Source organism: Roseicyclus sp. (assembly GCF_052168335.1).
Lineage (GTDB): Bacteria > Pseudomonadota > Alphaproteobacteria > Rhodobacterales > Rhodobacteraceae > Roseibacterium.
The window spans coordinates 1-20,563 of the sequence record NZ_JBQLZP010000279.1; the positions used below are offsets into that span (position 1 = coordinate 1).

The 20,563-nt window shown below is 70.5% G+C and carries 27 protein-coding genes; 12 read left to right on the forward strand and 15 right to left on the reverse strand.

The genetic code is table 11. The features are described from left to right. A partial coding sequence (locus ACTS11_RS08435) for an amidohydrolase family protein (protein WP_442639881.1) occupies positions 1-484 on the forward strand: 484 nt, incomplete at its 5' end. Further along, positions 481-1,095 (forward strand): glycerol-3-phosphate 1-O-acyltransferase PlsY, encoded by a 615-nt coding sequence (gene plsY, locus ACTS11_RS08440; RefSeq protein WP_442639882.1) that lies wholly within the window; start codon positions 481-483, stop codon positions 1,093-1,095. The genes ACTS11_RS08435 and plsY, both read left to right, overlap by 4 nt. On the opposite strand, the gene ACTS11_RS08445 is transcribed toward plsY, so the two are convergent. Next, entirely contained in the window at positions 1,092-1,355 is a 264-nt protein-coding gene (locus tag ACTS11_RS08445) for a hypothetical protein (RefSeq protein ID WP_442639883.1), read from the reverse strand. The genes plsY and ACTS11_RS08445 overlap by 4 nt on opposite strands. Positions 1,356-1,603: 248 nt before the next feature. Between ACTS11_RS08445 and ACTS11_RS08450 the strand changes: the two genes are divergently transcribed. Further along, positions 1,604-2,266, forward strand: coding sequence for a DUF805 domain-containing protein (locus ACTS11_RS08450; protein ID WP_442639884.1), 663 nt, complete (start codon positions 1,604-1,606; stop codon positions 2,264-2,266). A gap of 6 nt (positions 2,267-2,272) precedes the next feature. Here ACTS11_RS08450 and ACTS11_RS08455 read toward each other — a convergent pair whose 3' ends face one another. The 5 genes from ACTS11_RS08455 to ACTS11_RS08475 form a co-directional block, all read right to left on the reverse strand. Next, positions 2,273-3,643: a glutamate--cysteine ligase gene (locus tag ACTS11_RS08455; RefSeq protein WP_442639885.1), complete on the reverse strand. Its 1,371-nt coding sequence runs from the start codon at positions 3,641-3,643 to the stop codon at positions 2,273-2,275. Positions 3,644-3,705: 62 nt separating this feature from the next. After that, positions 3,706-4,230 (reverse strand): hypothetical protein, encoded by a 525-nt coding sequence (locus ACTS11_RS08460; protein ID WP_442639886.1) that lies wholly within the window; start codon positions 4,228-4,230, stop codon positions 3,706-3,708. Next, positions 4,227-4,895 (reverse strand): hypothetical protein, encoded by a 669-nt coding sequence (locus ACTS11_RS08465; RefSeq protein WP_442639887.1) that lies wholly within the window; start codon positions 4,893-4,895, stop codon positions 4,227-4,229. Before ACTS11_RS08465 ends, ACTS11_RS08460 begins: the two co-directional genes overlap by 4 nt. Beyond that, positions 4,888-5,727: a GNAT family N-acetyltransferase gene (locus tag ACTS11_RS08470; RefSeq protein WP_442639888.1), complete on the reverse strand. Its 840-nt coding sequence runs from the start codon at positions 5,725-5,727 to the stop codon at positions 4,888-4,890. Before ACTS11_RS08470 ends, ACTS11_RS08465 begins: the two co-directional genes overlap by 8 nt. Beyond that, entirely contained in the window at positions 5,724-6,452 is a 729-nt protein-coding gene (locus tag ACTS11_RS08475; RefSeq protein ID WP_442639889.1) for a 16S rRNA (uracil(1498)-N(3))-methyltransferase, read from the reverse strand. Before ACTS11_RS08475 ends, ACTS11_RS08470 begins: the two co-directional genes overlap by 4 nt. A gap of 12 nt (positions 6,453-6,464) precedes the next feature. On the opposite strand from ACTS11_RS08475, the gene ubiA reads away from it, so the two are divergent. The 3 genes from ubiA to ACTS11_RS08490 all read left to right on the forward strand — a co-directional run bounded on the left by ubiA (position 6,465) and on the right by ACTS11_RS08490 (position 9,797). Beyond that, a complete protein-coding gene (ubiA, locus tag ACTS11_RS08480) occupies positions 6,465-7,445 on the forward strand; it encodes a 4-hydroxybenzoate octaprenyltransferase (protein WP_442639890.1) in 981 nt (326 codons plus the stop codon). A gap of 80 nt (positions 7,446-7,525) precedes the next feature. After that, positions 7,526-9,457, forward strand: coding sequence for an OmpA family protein (locus tag ACTS11_RS08485; RefSeq protein ID WP_442639891.1), 1,932 nt, complete (start codon positions 7,526-7,528; stop codon positions 9,455-9,457). Positions 9,458-9,464: 7 nt separating this feature from the next. Further along, a complete protein-coding gene (locus tag ACTS11_RS08490) occupies positions 9,465-9,797 on the forward strand; it encodes a hypothetical protein (protein WP_442639892.1) in 333 nt (110 codons plus the stop codon). Positions 9,798-9,804: 7 nt separating this feature from the next. Here the strand turns inward: ACTS11_RS08490 and ACTS11_RS08495 are convergent, their stop codons facing one another. The 3 genes from ACTS11_RS08495 to pgsA are packed head-to-tail and all read right to left on the reverse strand — an operon-like array spanning position 9,805 to position 11,185. Further along, complete coding sequence (locus ACTS11_RS08495) at positions 9,805-10,251, reverse strand: molybdenum cofactor biosynthesis protein MoaE (protein ID WP_442639893.1); 447 nt, start codon at positions 10,249-10,251, stop codon at positions 9,805-9,807. A 5-nt stretch (positions 10,252-10,256) separates the two neighbouring features. Then, positions 10,257-10,502, reverse strand: coding sequence for a molybdopterin converting factor subunit 1 (gene moaD / locus ACTS11_RS08500; protein ID WP_442639907.1), 246 nt, complete (start codon positions 10,500-10,502; stop codon positions 10,257-10,259). A 17-nt stretch (positions 10,503-10,519) separates the two neighbouring features. Then, positions 10,520-11,185: a CDP-diacylglycerol--glycerol-3-phosphate 3-phosphatidyltransferase gene (gene pgsA, locus ACTS11_RS08505; protein ID WP_442639894.1), complete on the reverse strand. Its 666-nt coding sequence runs from the start codon at positions 11,183-11,185 to the stop codon at positions 10,520-10,522. Positions 11,186-11,437: 252 nt separating this feature from the next. On the opposite strand from pgsA, the gene ACTS11_RS08510 reads away from it, so the two are divergent. The 6 genes from ACTS11_RS08510 (at position 11,438) to ACTS11_RS08535 (ending at position 15,113) form a co-directional block, all read left to right on the forward strand. Then, positions 11,438-11,830: an MAPEG family protein gene (locus ACTS11_RS08510; RefSeq protein ID WP_442639895.1), complete on the forward strand. Its 393-nt coding sequence runs from the start codon at positions 11,438-11,440 to the stop codon at positions 11,828-11,830. Between the two features lie 12 nt (positions 11,831-11,842). Beyond that, positions 11,843-12,199: a YciI family protein gene (locus tag ACTS11_RS08515; protein ID WP_442639896.1), complete on the forward strand. Its 357-nt coding sequence runs from the start codon at positions 11,843-11,845 to the stop codon at positions 12,197-12,199. A gap of 4 nt (positions 12,200-12,203) precedes the next feature. After that, positions 12,204-12,563 carry a YciI family protein gene (locus ACTS11_RS08520; RefSeq protein WP_442639897.1) on the forward strand — a complete coding sequence of 120 codons (360 nt, stop codon included), beginning with the start codon at positions 12,204-12,206 and terminating at the stop codon, positions 12,561-12,563. A 4-nt stretch (positions 12,564-12,567) separates the two neighbouring features. Next, a complete protein-coding gene (locus tag ACTS11_RS08525; RefSeq protein WP_442639898.1) occupies positions 12,568-13,842 on the forward strand; it encodes an RNA polymerase sigma factor in 1,275 nt (424 codons plus the stop codon). 53 nt (positions 13,843-13,895) lie between these two features. After that, a complete protein-coding gene (locus ACTS11_RS08530) occupies positions 13,896-14,651 on the forward strand; it encodes an autoinducer binding domain-containing protein (RefSeq protein WP_442639899.1) in 756 nt (251 codons plus the stop codon). Between the two features lie 111 nt (positions 14,652-14,762). Next, a complete protein-coding gene (locus ACTS11_RS08535) occupies positions 14,763-15,113 on the forward strand; it encodes a hypothetical protein (protein WP_442639900.1) in 351 nt (116 codons plus the stop codon). A gap of 9 nt (positions 15,114-15,122) precedes the next feature. Here the strand turns inward: ACTS11_RS08535 and uvrC are convergent, their stop codons facing one another. From uvrC to ACTS11_RS08565, 6 genes are all read right to left on the reverse strand, one after another. Continuing rightward, positions 15,123-16,991 (reverse strand): excinuclease ABC subunit UvrC, encoded by a 1,869-nt coding sequence (gene uvrC / locus ACTS11_RS08540; RefSeq protein ID WP_442639901.1) that lies wholly within the window; start codon positions 16,989-16,991, stop codon positions 15,123-15,125. A 300-nt stretch (positions 16,992-17,291) separates the two neighbouring features. Beyond that, a complete protein-coding gene (locus ACTS11_RS08545) occupies positions 17,292-18,065 on the reverse strand; it encodes an SDR family oxidoreductase (RefSeq protein WP_442639902.1) in 774 nt (257 codons plus the stop codon). Positions 18,066-18,078: 13 nt separating this feature from the next. Further along, entirely contained in the window at positions 18,079-19,044 is a 966-nt protein-coding gene (locus ACTS11_RS08550) for a calcium/sodium antiporter (RefSeq protein WP_442639903.1), read from the reverse strand. 4 nt (positions 19,045-19,048) lie between these two features. After that, on the reverse strand, positions 19,049-19,240 hold the full coding sequence (locus ACTS11_RS08555; RefSeq protein ID WP_442639904.1) for a hypothetical protein: 192 nt from the start codon (positions 19,238-19,240) through the stop codon (positions 19,049-19,051). Next, complete coding sequence (locus tag ACTS11_RS08560) at positions 19,237-20,040, reverse strand: S49 family peptidase (protein WP_442639905.1); 804 nt, start codon at positions 20,038-20,040, stop codon at positions 19,237-19,239. The genes ACTS11_RS08555 and ACTS11_RS08560 overlap by 4 nt, the downstream gene beginning before the upstream one ends. Before the next feature lie 159 nt (positions 20,041-20,199). Continuing rightward, positions 20,200-20,563, reverse strand: a 364-nt coding sequence (locus ACTS11_RS08565) for an SDR family oxidoreductase (RefSeq protein WP_442639906.1), incomplete at its 5' end; no start/stop codon positions are given.

Below are 20,563 nucleotides of genomic sequence, written 5' to 3' on the forward strand. Positions count from 1 at the left end.
CGGCAGCTTCCGCACCTTCTTCAAGCTGAAACCCCCGCTCCGGTCCGAGGATGACCGCCTCGCCATGGTCGAGGCGGTGGCGGACGGCACGATCGACGTGATCTGCTCGATGCACACGCCGCAGGACGAGGAGTCCAAGCGCCTGCCCTTCGAGGCGGCGGCGAGCGGCGCGGTGGGGCTCGAGACGCTGCTGCCCGCCGCGATGCGGCTCTACCATGCGGGTGCGCTCGACCTGCCCCGGCTCTTCGCGGCGATGACGCTGAACCCGGCGCGGCGCTTCGGGCTGCCGGGCGGGCGCCTGTCGCCGGGCGCGCCGGCCGATCTCGTCCTCTTCGACCCCGACGCGCCCTTCCGCCTCGACCGCGCGACGCTGCGCTCGAAGTCCAAGAACACGCCCTTCGACGGAGCGCTCCTGCAAGGCCGGGTCGCGGGCACCTGGGTCGGGGGCACCCGCGTCCACGACAGGAACGGACACACCGCATGATCCCCGTCTTCGAAACCGGCGCGCCGACGCTCGGCCTCGTGGCGCTTCTGGCCTATCTCCTCGGGTCGGTGCCTTTCGGCATCGTCATGGCGCGGGCCTTCGGTCTGGGCGACCTGCGCAAGATCGGGTCGGGCAACATCGGGGCCACGAACGTGCTGCGCACGGGAAACAAGACGGCCGCGGCGCTGACGCTGCTGCTCGACGCGGGCAAGGGCGGGATCGCCGTCCTCCTCGCCCGCGCGCTGGTGGGCGCCGAGGATGCGGCGCAGGTCGCGGCCTTCGCCGCCTTCTTCGGCCACTGCTTCCCGGTCTTCCTCGGCTTCCGCGGCGGCAAGGGCGTGGCGACCTTCCTCGGCACGCTGCTCGCGCTGGCCTGGCCCCTGGGCCTCGCGGCCTGCGCGACCTGGCTCGTGACGGCCGGGATCACGCGCTACTCCTCGCTCTCGGCGCTGGTGGCCGCGGTCCTGTCGCCGGTCTGGGCCCATGTCCTGGGCGTGCCAGGGCTTGCGGTCCTGTGCATCCTGCTGGCCGCGCTCATCCTCTGGCGTCACCGCGAGAACATCGCGCGCCTCAGGGCGGGAACCGAATCGCGGATCGGCCGCAAGAGCTAGGGCTGCCGCCGGTCCATCGCCTCGGCCATGCGCCGCGTGTTCTGGTATATTCCGAGCCCGAGATACAGCGCGCCGCCGACGAAGACGACGTAGACGAGGCCGCCGATCAGGACCGCGAGGCCGGGCAGGATGCCCGTGGGCTGCTCGGGCGTGGGCGGCGCGAAGGCGATGAAGCCCGCGGCGGCGATGACGCCGACGACGAGCAGGACGATGATGACGCCGACGAGCTTCTCGAAGGCGTTGATGAAGAAGTCGCGCATGGGTCTGTCCCTTTCCGTTCAGGTTGAATTGGCCCGAGTGAAGGACGCGCGCGCGATCCCCTCAATGGTGGAATCCCGGAACGCAACCACGCCGCGCGCGGGGAGAAAGGCGTTTTTCCCTCTCCGGGTCCCTCGGACGCCACGGATTGGCCATTTTCTGCGGCTTTGTTTCCTTCATCGGGCAATCTCGTCATGGGGCGCGTGACCGCATGGGTATGTTCAGGGCCGTCGGTTCGGTCTACGCAAACATGTTCAACTTCTCCGGCCGCGCGCGGCGGGCGGAGTACTGGTGGTATGCCCTCTTCGTGTTCATCCTCGGCGTGGTCGCGCAAGTCGTGATGGTCCGGTGGCTATCGTCGAACACCGACGTCCTCGCCCTCGCCAACAACCCGCGCGCAGTTCAAAGCCTGTTGAAGCAGGATGACGTCCGCCAGGTGGTGATCTACTCCACCGTGGGACAGGTCATCCTCGTCTACATCCCGTATCTCGCGGTAACGGTCCGCCGCCTGCACGACACGGGGCGCAGCGGCTGGTGGATGTTCAAGCCGTTCCTCCTCGCGTTCGTGCTGGCGTTCGTGATGACCTTCCTCGCGGCTTCGGCCGGGGGCGCCAACGGCGCGCCTTCGCCCGCCCTGATGCTGATGGCCGTGACCCTTCCGATGCTGGCCTATATCTGGTTCATCGTGGTTCTCTGCCTGCCCAGCGATCGCGGCAACAACCGCTTCGGCCCGGACCCGATCCCGGACCGGCCGCGGCCCGTGCGCGAGGCGGGGCACCCCGCGCTCGTCAAGGAGATGGACGAGGAGCTCGGCCGCCAGGTCGCGGCCCAGCGCAAGGCGGAGTTCGAGAACTACTACCGCGCCCGCGTCCTGCCCGCGATCGAGCGAAACAAGTCGATGCGCCGGACCTGAACGGTCTCAGTAGCTGTATTCGGCGTAGATCCGGTCGAGGTCGCCGCCCCACTCGCCGTGGTACTTGTCCAGGAGCTCGTCGGCGGGCACCCGGCCCGTCTCGACGCTGTCCCTGAGCGCGGCGAGGAAATGCGTCTCGTCGGGGATGAGGCCGCCCGCGCCGGGCCGGGCGCGCGCCCTCAGCCCCTCCTCCGCGATGGCGAGCACGTCCCGCGCGAGGCTGCGCATGTCGATCCCGCCCACCTTGGCGTCGAGCGCATCGACGGAGGCCGCGACGCGCAGCGCCTCCCGCGTCTCGGCGTCCCAGTCCTTCGCGAGATCCCAGGCCGCGTCGAGCGCGCGCTGGTCGTAGGTGAGCCCGACCCAGAGCGCGGGCAGCGCGCAGAGACGCCGCCAGGGGCCGCCATCGGCGCCGCGCATCTCGATGAACTTCTTGATCCGCGCCTCGGGGAAGATCGTCGTGAGGTGGTCCGCCCAGTCGCTGAGCGTCGGAACCTCACCCGGCAGCGCGGGAAGCCGCCCCTTCAGGAAATCGCGGAAGGACTGGCCGAGGGCGTCGATGTAGCGCCCGTCGCGGTACACGAAGTACATCGGCACGTCGAGCGCGTAGTCGACGTAGGCCTGGAAGCCCATCCCCTCCTCGAAGACGAAGGGCAGCATTCCCGTCCGCGCGGCGTCGAGGTCGCGCCAGACGCGGCTGCGCCAGGACTTGTGGCCGTTGGGCCTGCCGTCGATGAAGGGCGAGTTGGCGAAGAGCGCGGTCGCCACGGGCTGGAGCGCCAGCGCCACGCGCAGCTTCTGCACCATGTCCGCCTCGGAGGAGAAGTCGAGGTTCACCTGCACCGTGCAGGTGCGGTACATCATCGTCTTCCCGAGCGTGCCCACCCGGTCCATGTAGTCGGTCATCAGCCGGTAGCGCCCCTTGGGCATCATCGGCATGTCCTCGTGCCGCCAGACGGGCGCGGCGCCGAGGCCGATGAAGCCCACGCCGATGGCGTCCGCGACCTCCCGCACCTCGCGCAGGTGCTCGTTCACCTCGTCGCAGGTCTGGTGGATCGTCTCGAGCGGCGCGCCGGACAGCTCGAGCTGCCCGCCGGGCTCGAGGCTGACGTTGGCGCCGTCCTTCTGGAGGCCGATGATGTTGCCGCCCTCCAGCACCGGCGCCCAGCCGAAGCGCTGCTGCAATCCCTCGAGCATCGCCTTGACCGAACGTGCACCATCGTAGGGCAGCGGTTTCAGCGTGTCGCGGCAGTAGCCGAATTTCTCGTGCTCGGTGCCGATGCGCCAGTGCTCGGGCGGCTTGCAGCCCGCCTCGAGATACTCCGCAAGTTGCTCGGGCCGCTCGATGGGGCCGCCGCCGGACTGGGGTATGGACATGCGGCGCTCCGGCCTTGCTCACGGGTTTCGGAGCGCAGACGTGACCCGCTGTCCGGGGCGTGTCAAGGCTTCATCAGGGCGGGGTTCTGTGCGCGGCTCCACAGCCGGACGGTGCCGGGTGCGGTGCCCGCCCGCGCCGCCAGGATCGCCTGCGCGGAGAGGCCGGGAAGCGCCGTGAACGCGTCGAAGAGCGCCTCGGCCCCGCGCGCCTCGACCGGAATGACGAGGAGCGACTGGCCCTCCACAAGCACCCAGGCGGCGCGCCCGTCCTCCATCCGGCGGAGCGAGAGCTGCTGCAACTCGTCGAGCGCGACGGCGCCGCCATGGGTCGGTCCCATGTAGACGATCCGCCGCTCGTCCACCTGCACCACGCCCGGCGCCTCGCCCGAGGCGGCGAAGCGCGCGCGGCGGAAGGCGGGGAGGAGCGCGAGTGCACCCCCCGCGACCAGCACCCAGCCGAAGCCCTGCACGACCGGCCCCGGCCGCGCGGCGATCCAGAAGCCCAGCGCCACGACGGCCAGCGCCGCCAGCGGTTCGCGCCAGCGGCGGAGCGCGGCGGCGGCCTCGGGGCGGAGAAAGCCGCTCATCGCCCGCCCCCCTCGCCGTCCAGCGGGTGCCAGGCGGCGCGAGGCGTGTCGGCATAGGGGGCGAGGATGGGCTCGAAGGACATGTCCGTGAAATCCCGGATCAGGCCGCCATCCGCAAGGCGGTGCAGCCGCGCGCCCTCCGTGCGGTAGCCGTGGTCGGCAACCCGCTGCGCTTTCGCCTTCTGGAGCGCGGTCCACGCGGGGATCTGGAGCGACAGGGGCGACGGCGCGCCGCGCGGCACACGCCGGAGGCCCGTCCGATGCCGGAGGATGTCGTCTGCGCCGCAGCCGTCCACGGCATAGGTGTCGTTCGACAGGAACACACCGCCGCCGCCCCAGGTGTCGCCCTGCGGATGCAGCACGCGCGCGGTGAAGAAGGGCGGGCGCGAGATCGCGGTGTAGCTGCCGCCCGCCGCGCCGCCCCACTTGCCATCGAGCGCGAAGAACAGGAAATGCCGCCCGTCCGGCGACAGGTCGCAACGCTCGACATAGACCTTGTGCTTCAGCCACTGGCCGTCCTCGAACCTGTCCGTATCGCGGTGCCAGAGGATCATGCGGAAGAGCCTGGACGGCCCCTGCCGGAGGATCACGGCGCGGTCGTTCTCCGTCGCGAAGAAAAGGTGGAGGCGCAGGGTCGGCGGCGTGGTCCTCGGGTGCTCAGCCACGGGCGGCCTCGGGTTCGGCCAGAAGGACGATGGTCCACGTTCCCGTGCGGCGAAAGCCCAGCGCCTCGTAGGCGCGGACGGCGGCGGGCCCCGAGGCGAAGAGCGTGGCTTGGCCCACCCCCCGCGCCCTTGCCTCGGCGAGGTGAAGGGCGACGGCGCGCCTGGCAAGGCCCCGGCTGCGGCGCGGGGGCGGCGTCCAGACCGCGCCGACCTGCACGATGTCGGGCAGGCGCGCGTTGAAGCCGGTCATGGCGAGCGGGGTGTCCCCGTCGACCAGGGCGCGGTGACTGTCCTCGGCGACGTAATGGGCGATGTCGGAGGCGGCCGTGATTTCCGCCCTCTCCGGCGGCGTGCCGAGGATCTCGACGAGGTAGTCGCGGCGCCAGCCGATCGCGGTCTCCTCCGGGATGTGACCGAGCGGGACGAGGCGCCCCGGCCCCTCCGGCACCACGAGCCCGGCGAGGTCGAGGACGAATTGCGGCTCGTCCTCGTCGAGCGCTTTCCGCGTCCCGTCGAGGCCGATGGCGGCGAGGAGCGGGCGGACTTCCGCCGCAACGCCCATCACGCCCATGACCCGGCGCCCTGCAATGGCTCCGGCCATGTCGCGCGGGTCCGTTTCGGGACAGACCGGCAGGACCATGCCATCGCCGCTCATCCCCAGCACGCCGCGGACCGTGCCGCCGTCCTCGTCGATCCAGAAGGTCGTGGCGCGGCCCTCGCCGCCGTCCATCCCGTAGCGGGCGAGGTTCGAGAGGGGGAACATCGCGCGGGTCAGATGGGCGCGCAGGAAGCCCTCGACCGCCTCCCGGTCCGCCGGTCCGGCACGCCTCACCGCCAGTCCCCCCGCTCCGCCTGCCAGAGCGCCAGCGCGGCGACAGCGGCGGTGTCGGCGCGCAGGATGCGGGGGCCGAGCGAAATGGGCGTGACGAAGGGCAGCCCGCGAAGGCGGGTCCGCTCCGCGTCCGAGAAGCCGCCTTCGGGGCCGGTCAGGATCGCCCATTTCGCGGCGTCGGGCGCGGCGGCCAGCGCGCGTTTCGCGCCCACCAGCGCCTCGTCGGCGAAGACGAGGCGCCGGTCCGCGGGCCAGGCGTCGAGCACGGCGGAGAGCGGCCGCAATTCCTCGACCGTCGGCACGTAGGTTCCGCCGCACTGCTCGGCCGCCTCGACGGCATGGGCCTGGAGCCGGTCCTGCCGGATGCGCTCGGAATTGGTGAAGTCGGTCTGGACGGGAAGGATGCGCGCGGCGCCCATCTCGGCGGCCTTCTCGACGATGAAGTCCGTCCGCGCCTTCTTGATCGGCGCGAAGAGGAGCCAGAGGTCCGGCGGGTCCTGCTGCGGCGCGGTCTGTTCCTCGACCGCGAGCGTTCCGCCGCGCTTCGAGCCGTCGGCCACGCGCGCCCGCCACTCCCCGTCCCGCCCGTTGAACAGCGCGACCTCGTCGCCGGGAGACAGGCGCATGACCGCGAAGAGGTAGTTCGCCTGCTCGCGCGACAGGTCGACCGTTTGCCCTTGGCTCAGGGGATGCTCTACATGGAGCCGTATCTTGGGACGCGACATGAGGCGGAACCTATGGGCGAGGCGAACGGAAGGCCAGAGGCCGGAGCGCAGGACGGGCGCGTCCACGACGCCGTGCGCGGCAACTGGGTCGACACGCTCGCACCGGCGGGCACGCGCCCCTACCTGAGGCTCAGCCGCGCGGACCGGCCGATCGGGACGTGGCTGCTGCTCCTGCCCTGCTGGTGGGGCGTGATGCTGGCGGCGGCGGCCGATCCCGGGGGGCTCGCCTGGTTCGACCTCTGGATCGTCGCGGGATGCGCCATCGGCGCCTTCCTGATGCGGGGGGCGGGCTGCACCTGGAACGACATCACCGACCGCGACATCGACGGCTCGGTCGCGCGCACGAAGTCGCGGCCGATTCCCTCGGGCAGCGTCACGCCGAGACAGGCCTTCGGCTGGCTCGTGGTGCAGTCGCTGATCGCCTTCTGCATCCTGATCACCTTCAACGGGTCGGCCATCGCGCTCGGCATCCTGTCGCTCCTGCCGGTCGCGGTCTATCCCTTCGCCAAGCGCTTCACCTGGTGGCCGCAGGTCTTCCTCGGCCTCGCCTTCAACTGGGGCGCGCTGCTCGCGTGGACGGCGCACACGGGCTCGCTGGGGCTTCCGGCGGTGCTGCTCTACGCGGGCGGGATTGCCTGGACGCTGTTCTACGACACGATCTACGCCCACCAGGACAAGGAGGACGACGCGCTCATCGGCGTGAAGTCCACCGCGCGCCTCTTCGGCGAGAACACGGGCCCCTGGCTCCGCGGGTTCATGATGGCGACCGTCACGCTCCTGTCGCTCGGCGTGCTGGTCGCGCTGGTGCCCGGGGGGAACGTGCTCTCGCTCGTGATCGCGCTGGCCGGCGTCTGGGCGATGGGCTGGCACATGGCCTGGCAGCTCGGGAAGCTCGACATCGACGACGCCGACACCTGCCTTCGGCTCTTCCGCTCGAACCGGGACACCGGCCTCCTGCCTGCGCTGTTTTTCGCCGCCGCCGCCCTCCTGTGACGCCCGCCGCGATTGAACAGCGCGGCGCAAACCGCTAACCGGACCCAAGCCCCTGCCGGGCACGGACCGAAATCCCGCGCATGATCCGCTCGCCATCCCTCGTCGCCCTCCTGTCCTTCGTCACCGCCGGTGCGCTGTCGCTGGTCGTGGCGATCATCGCGGCGACGACGATCGAGCGGCGCTCGACCGAGGAGGTCCGCGCCGTCCTCGCCGAGGAGGGCTTCGGCTGGGCGGAGGTCAGCGCGGACGGCCTCCAGGTGTTCCTCCGCGGCACGGCCCCCGACGAGGCGAGCCGCTTCCTCGCGGAATCGCGCGCGGGCTCGGTGATCGACGCGGACCGGGTGGTGAACGAGGTCGACATCGAGGTGACGGACGCGGCGCCCGCTCCGCGCTTCTCGCTCGACATGCTGCGGAACGGCGACGGCATCCAGATCATCGGCCTCGTCCCCGGCGTGAACGGCGGCGAAGAGGTCGCGGCCGCCATCGAGGACATCGCCGACGGGGCGGAAGTGACGGACATGGTCGAGACGGCGGACTATCCCGCGCCGGACACCTGGATCTCGGCGCTCGGCTTCGGATTCCGGGCGCTGGAACGGCTGCCGCGCTCGAAGGTCACGGTCTATGCCGACCGGGTCGAGGTCGAGGCGATCAGCGACAGCCCCGAACAGCAGGCGCTCTGGATCGCGGAATTGCAGCGCGCGCAACCGGCCGGCGTGGAGGTCATTCTCGACATCTCGGCCCCGCGCCCCGTCTTCTCGCCCTTCACGCTGCGCGCAGTGCGTACCCCCCAGGGCCTTCGGTTCGAGACCTGCTCGGCCGATACCGTGCGTGCGCAGGAACGGATCGTCACGGCCGCGCGTCGCGCCGGCGTCGAAGGCCAGGTGGAATGCCCCATCGGCCTCGGCGCGCCGAGCCCGACCTGGGCACAGGCGGTGGAGACGGGTCTCGCCGCGCTGACGGAGCTCGGGGCCGGGACGCTCGCCTTCACGGACGCCGACGTGACGCTGATCGCAGCGGCGGGCACCGAGCAGGACGAGTTCGACCGCGTCATCGGCGAGCTCGACGCGGCCCTGCCCGAGGTCTTCACGCTCACCGGCGTCCTGTCCGAGACGACCAGCGCCACCGCCGGACCCGCGCGCTTCTTCGCCACGCTCGACGCCGAGCGCGGGGTGAGCCTGCGCGGCCGCGTGCCCGAGGGCCCGGTGGGCGAGTCGGTCGCGGCCTTCGCCCTCTCGCTCTTCGGCCGCGAGCGCACGGACCTCGCCACGCGGGCCGTTCCGGACCTTCCGCAGGGCTGGGCGGTGCGCGCCATGGCGGGTCTGCGCGCGCTTGCGCGTCTGCACGACGGACAGCTCACCCTCGAGCCGGAGACGCTCAGCCTGCGCGGCCGGACCGGCGACCAGAACCTGCGCTCGGACCTCACGCGGCAGCTGAGCGAGGAACTCGGCGCCGGCGCCGATTTCCAGCTCGACATCCGCTACGACGAGGAGCTCGACCCGGTGGCCTCGCTGCCAACGCCCGAGGAATGCGTCGCCGCCATCGAGGCGGTGCAGGCCGAGAGCAAGATCGTGTTCGACCCCGGATCGGTCGAGATCACCGGCGCGGCCGCGGGCATCCTCGACCGCATCGCCGAGATCCTGCCCGACTGCATGCACGTGCCCATGGAGATCGGCGGCCACACCGACAGCCAGGGCCGCGAGGAGATGAACCTCGGCCTCAGCCAGAGCCGCGCGGATGCGGTGCTGAACGGCCTTCTGGCGCGCGGCGTGCTGGTGTCGAACCTGACCGCGCGGGGCTATGGCGAGACGCAGCCCATCGCGTCGAACGAGACGGAAGAGGGTCGCGAGCGGAATCGCCGCATCGAGTTCCGGCTGCAGGCCGAGGTGGACGCGCGCGAGGCGGAAGAAACCGAGGGCGCACCCGCGGCGGACGGGCCTTTCTCGCTTCGCCCGCAGGAACGGCCGGACAGTGTCGCGGAGGCCGCCGCCTCACGCGCGGACGAGGAGGAGTAGGCCCCGCATGGACAGGCTGCAATTCATCATCGCCATCGCGATCATCCTGTTCGTGGCCTTCGGTCTCGGCTGGCTCGCCCACTGGGTCGTCGCCCGCTTCAGCCGCGTGTCGAGCGCGGATCTCGGCGAGATGGAAGCACTCGCCCGGGCGCTGCACGACGCCGAGGAGACGCGCGACCAGGCCATCGCCTATCTCCAGAGCCGCGAGACGGAGCTGACCGGACAGCTCGGCCAGACCGAGGCCGAACTCCGCTCCGCGATGGAGGGACTGCGCGAGGCGCGCGCCGAGGTCGAGGAGCTTCGGGCCTATATCGAGCAGATGGCCGAGCCGCACGGCTGACGGCGGCTCACCAGCGGGACAGCGCGTCCTCGTCCTCGTCGCGCGCGGCGACCCATTCGGCGCCCGCGCCGGTGATCTCCTTCTTCCAGAAGGGTGCGCGGGACTTGAGGTAATCCATCAGGAACTCCGCCCCGGCGAAGGCGTCGGCGCGGTGGCGCGCGGCGGTCGCGACCATCATGATCGGATCGCCGGGTCCGAGGCGGCCGTGGCGGTGCAGGATCATCGCGGCGGAAAGGCCGAAACGGGCCATCGCCTCGTCGCGGATGCGGGCGAGCGCCTTCTCGGTCATGCCGGGGTAATGCTCGATCTCCATGACCTCGAGATCGCCGGACGCGACGTCGCGGGTGATCCCCGAGAAGCTGACGATCGCCCCCGCCCCCGCGACCGAGGCCGCGAAGGCGTTGAGCTCGGCCCCCATGTCGAAGGCCTCCTCCTGCACGCGCACGGGTTCCATCCCGCTCAGCCCCCGGTCATCGGCGGGAAGAAGGCGACCTCGCGCGCGCCGGCGATGGGCGCGTCGAACTCGACGAGGTCCTGGTCCACCGCCGCACGGATCGCCCGCGTGTCCGAGAAGGCGTGCGCGTACCCCTCGTCGCGCGCGGAGAGCTCGGCCACGAGGTCGGCCACGGTCGCGGCCTCGGTCTCGACCGTCTCCTGCGCCGTGCCGAGGCGTTCGCGCAGCCATGCGAAATAGCGGATCTCGATCTTCATGTCCGGCCCCCTCAGGCGTCGTCTTTCAGATAAGGCAGGGACTTCCGGAAGTAGTCCCACCCCGTCACCAGCGTCAGCGCCGCCGCGATCCACAAAAGGATCAGCCCGCCATAGGATGTGGCGATCAGTCCCTGGTATTTCCACCACAGGCCCACGTCGTCGGCGATCTCGCCCGAGAGGATGCCGTTCACGATCTCGGCCGACATGCCGAAGGTCTGCATGATGAAGTAATGGTCGAAGAGGCCCCATCCGAACAGGAGGGCGATGGCCACCATCTGCACGGTCGTCTTCCACTTGGCGAGGCTCGTGACCTTCAGGAGGCCCGCCTTCGCACCCAGGAACTCCCGCAGGCCCGAGACGAAGACCTCGCGGAAGAGGATCGCGGTGATCGGGATGAGCGTCCAGTCCGAGATGCCGTGGAGCCCGAGCAGCACGGCCAGCGCGATCACCACCATCGCCTTGTCCGCGATCGGGTCGAGCATCGCGCCGAAGCGGCTGATCTGGCCCCATTTCCGCGCGAGCCAGCCGTCGAGATAGTCCGTCAGCGACGCGAAGAGAAAGAGGATGAGCGCGACCCAGTCCGCCGTCGGCCGGGGCAGGACAAGGAACACGAGTCCGACGAGCGGCGCCGCCACGAGGCGCAGGACGGTCAGGGAATTGGGCACGGACCAGCGCATGGGCCGGGTGTATCCCGCCCGTGGGTCCGATGGAATGCCTCTCTTGCGCGGGCTCGTCATGGCCGGGGCCATGCGGACGGGATGGCGCGTGCGGTCTGCATCACTCGCCCAATCGCTCCCTCGGGTCCGGGGTTCCCGCGCACGGACCGGCCCGCGCGGAGACCACGCAAGTATTTGTTCGGGCCAATGTCGAATTCCGCGCATCGCGAGCGTCCATGGGGTATCGAAACCCTCAGACAGTCAGGAGTAACCATGGTTTTCGAAGTAACCCCTCTCTACGCGCTGCCGGTGGCGGCGATCTATCTGGCGCTCTGGTTCCGCGTCTCCTCGGTGCGCGGGACGGCGGGCGTGTCCTTCGGCGACGGCGGCGACGCCCTCCTCCTCCAGCGCATCCGCCAGCACGGCAATTGCGCCGAATGGTCGGCCTTCGTGCTGATCCTGATGATGCTGGCCGAGGGCATGGGTGCGCCCGCCCTCTGGCTGCACGTCTCGGGCGCGCTCCTGCTGATCGGACGGCTCGCACATCCCTTCGGGTTGGTCCCCGGCAATGCCGGCCACCCGCTCCGCTATCTCGGCAACGGCACGAACCTCCTCGCCGCGCTGGCGGCGATGGCGGCCATCGGCGCGCGTGTCCTCGGGCTCTGAAAGGGAAACGCCATGAAGTACATGATCCTGCTTTACGCCGAACCCGGGAAGGACCCCGTCCCCGGCACGCCCGAGTTCGACGCGATGATGGCCGAGTTCTTCAGTCTCGACGCGCGGATGAAGGACCGCGCGACCGTCCTCGCAGGCGAGGGCCTGCTGGGCGCGGACACCGCCGTCACCATCACCCGCCATGCCGGCCGGATCGAGACGACCGACGGGCCCTACGCCGAGACGCGGGAGCATCTCGGCGGCTTCTTCCTGATCGAGGCGGCGACGATGGAGGACGCGCTCGCCTTCGCAGCCGAGATTCCCGTGGCCCGTTACGGATCGGTCGAGGTGCGGCCGGTCGAAGTGTTCGAGCAGGAGTGACCCGATGAAATACATGCTTCTGATCTACAACGACCCCGCGCAGGAACCGGCCTACGGCACCCCCGCCTTCGACGAGATGATGGGCGGCTATTTCGCCGCCAACGAGCGCATGAAGGCCGATGGCGTCCTGCGGGCGGGCGAGGGTTTACAGGGCGTCGAGACCGCCACCTCCCTCCGCATCAAGGGCGGCAGGGTCGAGACGATGGACGGTCCCTTCGCCGAGACGCGCGAGCACCTCGGCGGCTACTACGTGATCGACGTGCCCGACCTGGATGCGGCGCTCGGATACGCCGCGCTGATCCCCTCGGCGCGGTTCGGCACGATCGAGGTGCGCCCGCTGATGGACTACGACCCGGCGGGCTGATCCCATGACGACCGCCCCCGGACCGGCCAGCGCCATCGGAGTGTCGAGGGAACTCGACCGTGTGATGCGGGCCGACCGGGGGCGGCTGCTGGCCATCCTCGCGGCGGGGCTGCGCGACCTCGCGCTCGCCGAGGAGGTGCTGCAGGAGGCCGCCGTCTCCGCGCTGGCGCATTGGGGGCGGTCGGGCCTGCCGTCGCAGCCCGCGGGCTGGCTTCTCAAGGTCGCGCGCCGCAAGGCCATCGACCGGCTGCGCGGCGCGGCGCGCGACGGGCGCAAGGCCGCGGCGCTGGCGGGCCTCGCCGAGGACGAGGCCGCACCCGAGCCGGAGGCGATCCCCGACGAGCGCCTGCGCCTGATCTTCGCCTGCTGCCACCCCGCGCTCGAGCCGAAGTCGCGCGTCGCGCTGACGTTGAGGACGGTCTGCGGCCTCACGACGCCCGAGATCGCGCGCGCCTTCCTCGACGCCGAGCCGACGATGGGCCAGCGCATCAGCCGGGCGAAGGCGAAGATCGCCGCCGCCGGCATTCCCTTCTCCGTGCCGGATGCCGAGCATTGGCCCGCGCGCCTCGGGACCGTGCTGACGAGCATCTACCTCATATTCACCACGGGTTACGTGGCGGGCCCCGGCGAGCCGCGCGACCTCTGCCTCGAGGCGGAGTACCTCGTGCGGCTGATCGACGGCCTGCGTCCCGGCGACGCCGAGGTCGAGGGCGCGCTCGCCATGATGCTCCTGACCGCCGCTCGCCGCGCGGCGCGGATCGGGCAGGACGGGGCGAGCCTGCCGCCCGGCGAACAGGACCGGAGCCTGTGGGACGAAGGGCGGATCGCGGAGGGGCGCGCCATCCTCGCACGCGCGGTGGCGCGACGGATGCCGGGCCCGTTCCAGATCAAGGCCGCCATCGCCGACTGCCAGATGGCCGAGGCCGGCCCCGACTGGCCGCAGATCGCCGCGCTCTACGGCGCGCTCTGGCGGCACGAGCCGACGCCGGTGGTGCGCCTGAATGGCGCCGTGGCGCTGGCCGAGGCGGGTGATCCCGCGCGCGGGCTGGAGATCGTGGAGGCGCTTGCGCCGGAGCTGCGCGACTACCAGCCCTGGCACGCGGCGCGGGCGGCGCTGCTCGTCATGACCGGGGCGCGTCAGGCTGCGGCGCTGGCCTACCGCCGCGCCATCGCGGACGCCCCCACGGTCGCGGATGCGCTGTTCCTGCAACGGCGGCTTGATGCGCTGAACGCGGTGCAGTCCGGCGGGCGGTCCGGCCGAAGAAAGGAATCGCCCTAGGGTTGCAAAGCGCCTAGACTGCACGCAGTTTCTGGCGTTCGAGGGTCACGGTCTTGCACAGCGCGCTTCAGGACAGGGTGCTGGAGGCGCATGACCGGCTGGCCGCCTGCGCGACCGAAAGCGCCCGGTGGGACGAAGCCTCCCGGCTCATGGGCGAGATCGGGGTGGACTGGATCACCGCGGGAACGGCGGCGCGCGGAATGCCCGAGGCGATCGCCATCGTCTCGAGCACGCCCGCCTCCCTCATGCGGGACTACATCGCCGCTCGGCTGCACGAGACCGACCCGTGGATGCGGCACTGTGCGCACAGCACCGCGGCCGATGCCGCCGATCTGGAGAACCTTCCCGCATCTGGCGGTCTGCTGGAGGAAGGGCATGCGCTCGTGCGCCTGCTGGCCGATCACGGGGTCGGATACGTGTGCCTCTCGCCCGCCTGGCGGGGCGAAAGGCCCGGCGGCATCGTCACCTATTGCCGGACACGGGACGGCGCGGCCTATCTGGATACAGACGAGGGGCGCGCCACCCAGAGGCTGCTGGTCGCCACCATCGCCGTCTGGTGCCGACCCGAGCACGCGGAAACGGGCAACCGGCGCTATCGGACCGGCCCTTCGCTGAGCCCGCGCGAGATCGAGACGCTGCATCTCCTGTCGCTCGGGCTGCGAAGCTCCGAGATCGCGTGGCGGATGGGCATCGAAAACGTCACGGTCGGCAAGCACGTCGCCTCGGCCCGCCGGAAACTGGGCGCGCGGACGCGGGAACAGGCGCTTGCGGTGGCGCTTCGGGACGGGCTTCTGACGCCACCGGTATGAGTCTTGATACCTAGGCGGGACACGGCGAACCGATAGCATCGGGGGCATCGAAACCGTTGCCATGACAGCGGGCCTGTGCCCGCCATCGGCAAGCCAGACCGGGAACCCGTCATGATCTCACGCCGCCTTGCCCTTGCCCTTGCCCTTGCGCTCAGCCCGATGGCTGCCCTGTCCCAAGGTGCCAACGAAATTCCCTACCGCGAGAGCGTGACGTTGAGCGTCGGGGAATCGGCCGTGATCTACGGCTATCGCGGGGAGTGCGGGCAATTGCCCGGTGCGGGCGAGGTGCGGGTTCCGGCACTCTCGACCGGAACGCTGAGCATCGGGCGGCCGGGTCAGCGCCAATCCCGCCGCTGCGGGGGAACCACGCCGGCGGTCGAGATCATCTTCACGGCGACGACACCCGGACGGGAAACCTTCGAGTTGCAGGGCGACCGTATCCGTGTCCGCGTGCGGAACTGAGACGGGGCGCTACCCGCGTTCCTGGAAGTAATCGTAGATCTTCTGCGCGAGCGCCTCGTTCACGCCGTCCACGGCCTTGAGATCGGCGAGGTTGGCGCGGCTGACCGCCTTGGCGCTGCCGAAATGCGCCAGGAGCGCCCGCTTGCGGGTGGCGCCGACGCCGGGGATGTCGTCGAGGGGCGTGGCCGAAACCGCCTTGGCGCGTTTGGCACGGTGGGCGCCGATGGCGAAGCGGTGCGCCTCGTCCCGCAGGCGCTGGACGAAGTAGAGGACGGGGTCGTTGCGTTTCAGCGCCATGACGGGTTGGCCGGGGCGGTGGAACTCCTCCTTGCCCTGGTCGCGGTCGATGCCCTTGGCCACGCCGATGAAGGGCACGTCCTCGATCCCGAGATCGTCGAGGATGCCCTTCACCGCCGAGACCTGCCCCGCGCCGCCGTCGATCAGGAGAAGGTCGGGCCAGGCCTCGCCCTCGCGGTCGGGGTCCTCCTTCAGGAGGCGCTCGAAGCGGCGGGTCAGCACCTCCTTCATCATGCCGAAGTCGTCGCCGGGCGTGAGATCGGTTCCGCGGATGTTGAACTTGCGGTACTGCGACTTCACGAAACCCTCGGGTCCGGCGACGACCATCGCGCCGACGGCGCTCGCGCCCTGGATGTGGGAGTTGTCGTAGATCTCGATCCGGCGCGGCGGCGCCTCGAGGTCGAAGGCCTCGGCCAGCCCCTCGAGGAGCGTCGACTGCGCCTGCCCCTCCGCCAGCCGCCGCGCGAGGCTCTCGCGGGCATTGCGGAGCGCGCTGTCGATCAGTTCGGCCTTCTCGCCCCGCTGCGGCACCAGGAGCTCGACCTTGCGCCCGAGCTTCTGCGAGAGCGCGTCGGCCATGAGGTCCATGTTCTCGACCGGGTGCGAGAGGATGATCTGCCGCGGCGGCTCCTTCTGGTCGTAGAACTGGCCGAGGAAGGCCTCGAGCACCTCGGGCTCCTCGATGTCGGGACCGACGCGGGGGTAGAAGTCGCGGTTGCCCCAGTTCTGGTTGGCGCGGATGAAGAAGACCTGCACGCAGGCCTGCCCCCCCTCCATGTGGAGCGCGATGATGTCGGCCTCGCGCACGCCGCGCGGGTTGATGCCCTGCGAGGACTGCACGTTGGTCAGCGCCCGGATGCGGTCGCGGAGCGCGGCGGCGCGTTCGAACTCCATCGCCTCGGAGGCCTCCGCCATCTGCGCGGCGAGTTGCGCCTGGAGGTCGGTCGTGTCGCCCTTGAGGAAGCGCACGGCATCGGCGACCGAGGCGGCGTAGTCCTCGGCGCCGATGTGGCCGACGCAGGGGCCGGAGCAGCGCTTGATCTGGTAGAGCAGGCAGGGGCGCGTGCGGCTGTCGAAGGTCGCGTCCGAGCAGTTCCGCAGCAGGAACACCTTCTGGAGCTGGTTCAGCGTGCGGTTGACCGCACCCGCACTCGCGAAGGGGCCGAAATAGTCGCCCTTCTCGCGCTTGGCGCCGCGGTGCTTCTTGATCTGCGGATAGGGGTGCTCGCGGCTGACGAGGATGTTGGGGAAGCTCTTGTCGTCGCGGAGAAGCACGTTGTACTTCGGCTTGAGCTGCTTGATCAGGTTCTGCTCGAGCAGCAGCGCCTCGGTCTCCGTCCGCGTCGTCAGGAACATCATCGAGGCCGTCTCGCGGATCATCCGCGCGATCCGGGGGGAGTGTCCCGACGGCTTGGCGTAGTTCGAGACGCGCTTCTTCAGCGCCCGCGCCTTGCCGACGTAGAGCACCCGGCTCTGGGCATCGAGCATCCGGTAGACGCCCGGCGAATTGTCGAGCGAACGGAGGTATCCGTGGATCACCTCGTGGCCCGTCTTGGCCTCCGTCCGGGTCTCTTCGGGCATCGGTTCGGCCTCATTCCGATTCTCGGCGCGGCTGCACCGTACTTGCGGCGAATTCAAGGCTCCAGCTATCCCCCACTGCTGTGGATATCCTTGCGGAGAATTGCAGGGCCAACCGGATTTTTCCTTGTTTTCGGCCCGCTTCTGGAGACTGCACGTTTTTTATGCACTTTTTCAAGGCACTGTTTTCAATGAATTATTTTTGTTCTTTCCGCCTGTTTTACAACACCGCAACGGTGGGTTAACGCGACTGTTACCTGAGCGTCCGCGGTGGAGAAATGCCCACGGAGCGCCCGGGGCCGCCTACTCGACCCCGAGGACGTCCGGCGTGGCCCAGGCGAGGTGCTGGCCGCCATCCACGCAGATCAACTGCCCCGTCACGGCCCGCGCCGAAAGGAGGTAGTCGAGAGCGGCGCAGATCCCCTCCGGGTCGGCGCCGCGGCCGAGCACGGTGGCTGCGCGCTGGCGGGCGAAGTGGCCGTCGGACTGCCGCGCGCCCTGCATCGTCGGACCCGGACCGATGGCGTTGACGCGGACGTGCGGCGCCAGCGCCTGCGCCGACGTGCGGGTCAGCGCCCAGAGCCCCATCTTGGCGATGGTGTAGCTCATGAACTCGGGCGTGAGCTTGCGCACCCGCTGGTCGATCATGTTGACGATGAGGCCCTGCGCCTCGGGCTCGCCGTTCTCGTCCGGGCGGGCGGGCGGCACCTGCGCCGCCATCGCCTGCGAGAGCACGAACGGTGCGCGGAGGTTCGACTCGTGGTGCCGGTCCCAGCTCTCGCGCGTGGCGGTCTCGATATTGTCGTACTCGAAGATCGAGGCGTTGTTGACGAGCACGGTAACGGGCCCGAGCGCTTCGGCCGCGCGCGGGAGGAGCGCCTGCATCTCGGCCTCGACCGTCAGGTCGGCGCGGAGCGTGACGGCCCGGCGGCCCATCTCGCGGATCGCCTCGGCGGTCGCCTCGGCCTCCGCCGCGCTGCCGGCGTAGTGAACGGCCACGTCGTGCCCGCGCTCGGCGAGCCTGAGCGCCATGGCGCGGCCGAGGCGCTTCGCGGCGCCGGTGACGAGTGCGGTCATGCCTATCCCCCTCTCACGCAAGAAGAAGCCAGATATAGGCCGCGTAGAGCACGGTAAAGGCCACGCCCACCCCGCGTCCCATGGACCAGCGCAGGAAGACGAAGGGCGCGAGGACGAGGGACGCGGCGAGCATCACCCAGATGTCGAAGCCGAGGATGCCCGGATCGACGGGGATCGGCCCCACGAGGGAGGAGATGCCGATGATCGCAAGCAGGTTGAACATGTTTGACCCGATCACGTTGCCGAGGGCCACGTCCGCGTGCTTGCGGATCGCGGCCATGACGGTCGTGGCGAGTTCGGGCAGCGAGGTGCCGACGGCCACGAGGGTCAGGCCGATGACCGTCTCGCTCACACCGTAGGCCGTCGCGATGGCGACCGAGCTGTCCACCAGGAGGTCCGCCCCGAGCGGCAGGCCTGCGAGACCGAGCGCGACGTAGAGCGCGATGCGCCACCACGGCATGTCGGGGTCGGCCTCCTCGAGGAGGTCGTCGTCGACGGGCGCGGCGGCGGCGGCCTCGCTCGCGGCGACGCGATGGGCCCTGGCCGAGCGCGCCGCGTCGAGCAGCACGAGCGACAGGAGCCCGAGAAGCACGAGCCCCTGCCACCAGCCGAAGGGACCGGCGAAGGCCAGCGCGATGAAGACGAGCGTGCCGCCCAGCATGAAAAGATACGTGCGCCGCGTGTCGCTTCCGGCATGAAGCCCCGAGAGGATCGCCGGAATGCCGAGGACGAGGAGCACGTTCGCCGTGTTCGAGCCCACGACGTTGCCGAGCGCCAGGCCCGGCACACCGTCGAGCACGGCATTGATCGAGATGATGAGCTCGGGCGCGGAGGTGCCGAAGGCCACGATGGTCAGCGACACGATCAGCGCCGGGATGCCCAGCCGGAGGCTCAGGTTCACCGCGCCCTTCACCAGGATGTCGCCGGCGAAGAGGAGGATGACGAGGCCGAGCCCCGCCAGGGCGAATTCCGTCAGCATGCGCTCAGTCCCGCCCCTCTTCGCAATGCGGACAGCGTCCGCCCTGCAGGTCGTATCGGCCGCAGGTCTTGCAGAGCCGGGGCTTGGGCAGGTCGTCGCGGCGCGTCCTCTTCGGCAGCTTCGGGAGGCGCAGGCGTCCGAAGATCGCAAGCACCGCCATGAACACGAGGAAGAGGGAGACGATCTTCAGGATCACTGGAGGCCGAACCGCGCGTAGGCCGCGCGCTCCTCGAGGCCGGTGGCGATCTCGGAGGCGAGCGACAGGCCCACCCGACCGAAGAGGCTGCGCTTCGGGCCGTAGACGGCGAAGCGGGTCTTGTCGCCGTAGAGCGCCTTCATCTTCGGCACGAGATGGGCGACGCCGTCCGCGAGGCCCAGTTCCACCGACCGCGCGCCGGTCCAGAAGGCGCCGGTGAAGAGCTCGGGGTCATCGGAGAGACGCGCGCCACGGCGGGCCTTCACATGCGCGATGAAGGCCTCGTGGATGTCGGACTGGAGCGACTTCAGCCGGGCCACGTCCGCCTCCTTCTCGGGGCGGAAGGGGTCGAGGATCGACTTGGACTCGCCCGAGGTGTAGACGCGCCGCTCGACGCCGAGCTTGTGGATCGCCTCGGTGAAGCCGAAGCCCGCCGAAATGACGCCGATGGAGCCGACGATGGAGGAATGATCGGCCCAGATGTGGTCGGCGGCGCAGGCGAGCCAGTAGCCGCCCGAGGCCGCGACGTCCTCGACGAAGGCGTGGACGGGGAGCTTCTTCTCCTCGGCGAGGCGGCGGATGCGGGCGGCGATGAGCGAGGACTGCACCGGGCTGCCGCCGGGGGAGTTGATGGCGAGCGCCACCGCCTTCGGCTTGCCCCTGCGGAACGCGCGCTCGATCGCGGAGGCGATGCCCTGATCGCTGAGACCGGCGCCGCGCGGGTTCGCCATGATCGCGCCCTGCAGGCGGACGACGGCCACGACGGGGTCGGACGTCATGAAAGGGATGAAGCGTCTCATGTCGGGCGATGTAGAGGCGCGTGCCGAGGCCAGCAAGGCGCGGCGGCGGATTTGCGGGATTATGTGGCCCCGGCGCGCGCCGCCGGGCAGGCCGCGGAGCGAGGGGGCCGTCTGCCCCCTCGCGCTCCCCCGAGCGGTATTTGGAGAAAGATGAAGGGGCTATTGCGCCGTCCAGCCGCCGTCGACCGGGATCGCGGTCCCGGTGACGTTGTGCGCGATCGGCGCGCAGAGCCAGAGGGCGAGGGCGCCGATCTCGGCGGGGTCGGACATGCGCAGCGAGGGTTGCTTCTCGGCGAGAAGCTCGGCCACGCCGAGGTCGCGGTCGCCGCCATGAAGCGCCGCGCGCGCCTCGATCTGCGGGGCGAGGATCGCGGTCTCGGTCCAGCCGGGGCAGATGCAGTTGACGGTGACGCCGCCCTTCGCCCGGTCGCCGGCCGCCGCGTATTCCAGCGCGGCGACGCGGGAGAGGCCGACGAGCCCGTGCTTGGCGGCGACGTAGGGCGCCTTGTCCCGCGAGGCGACG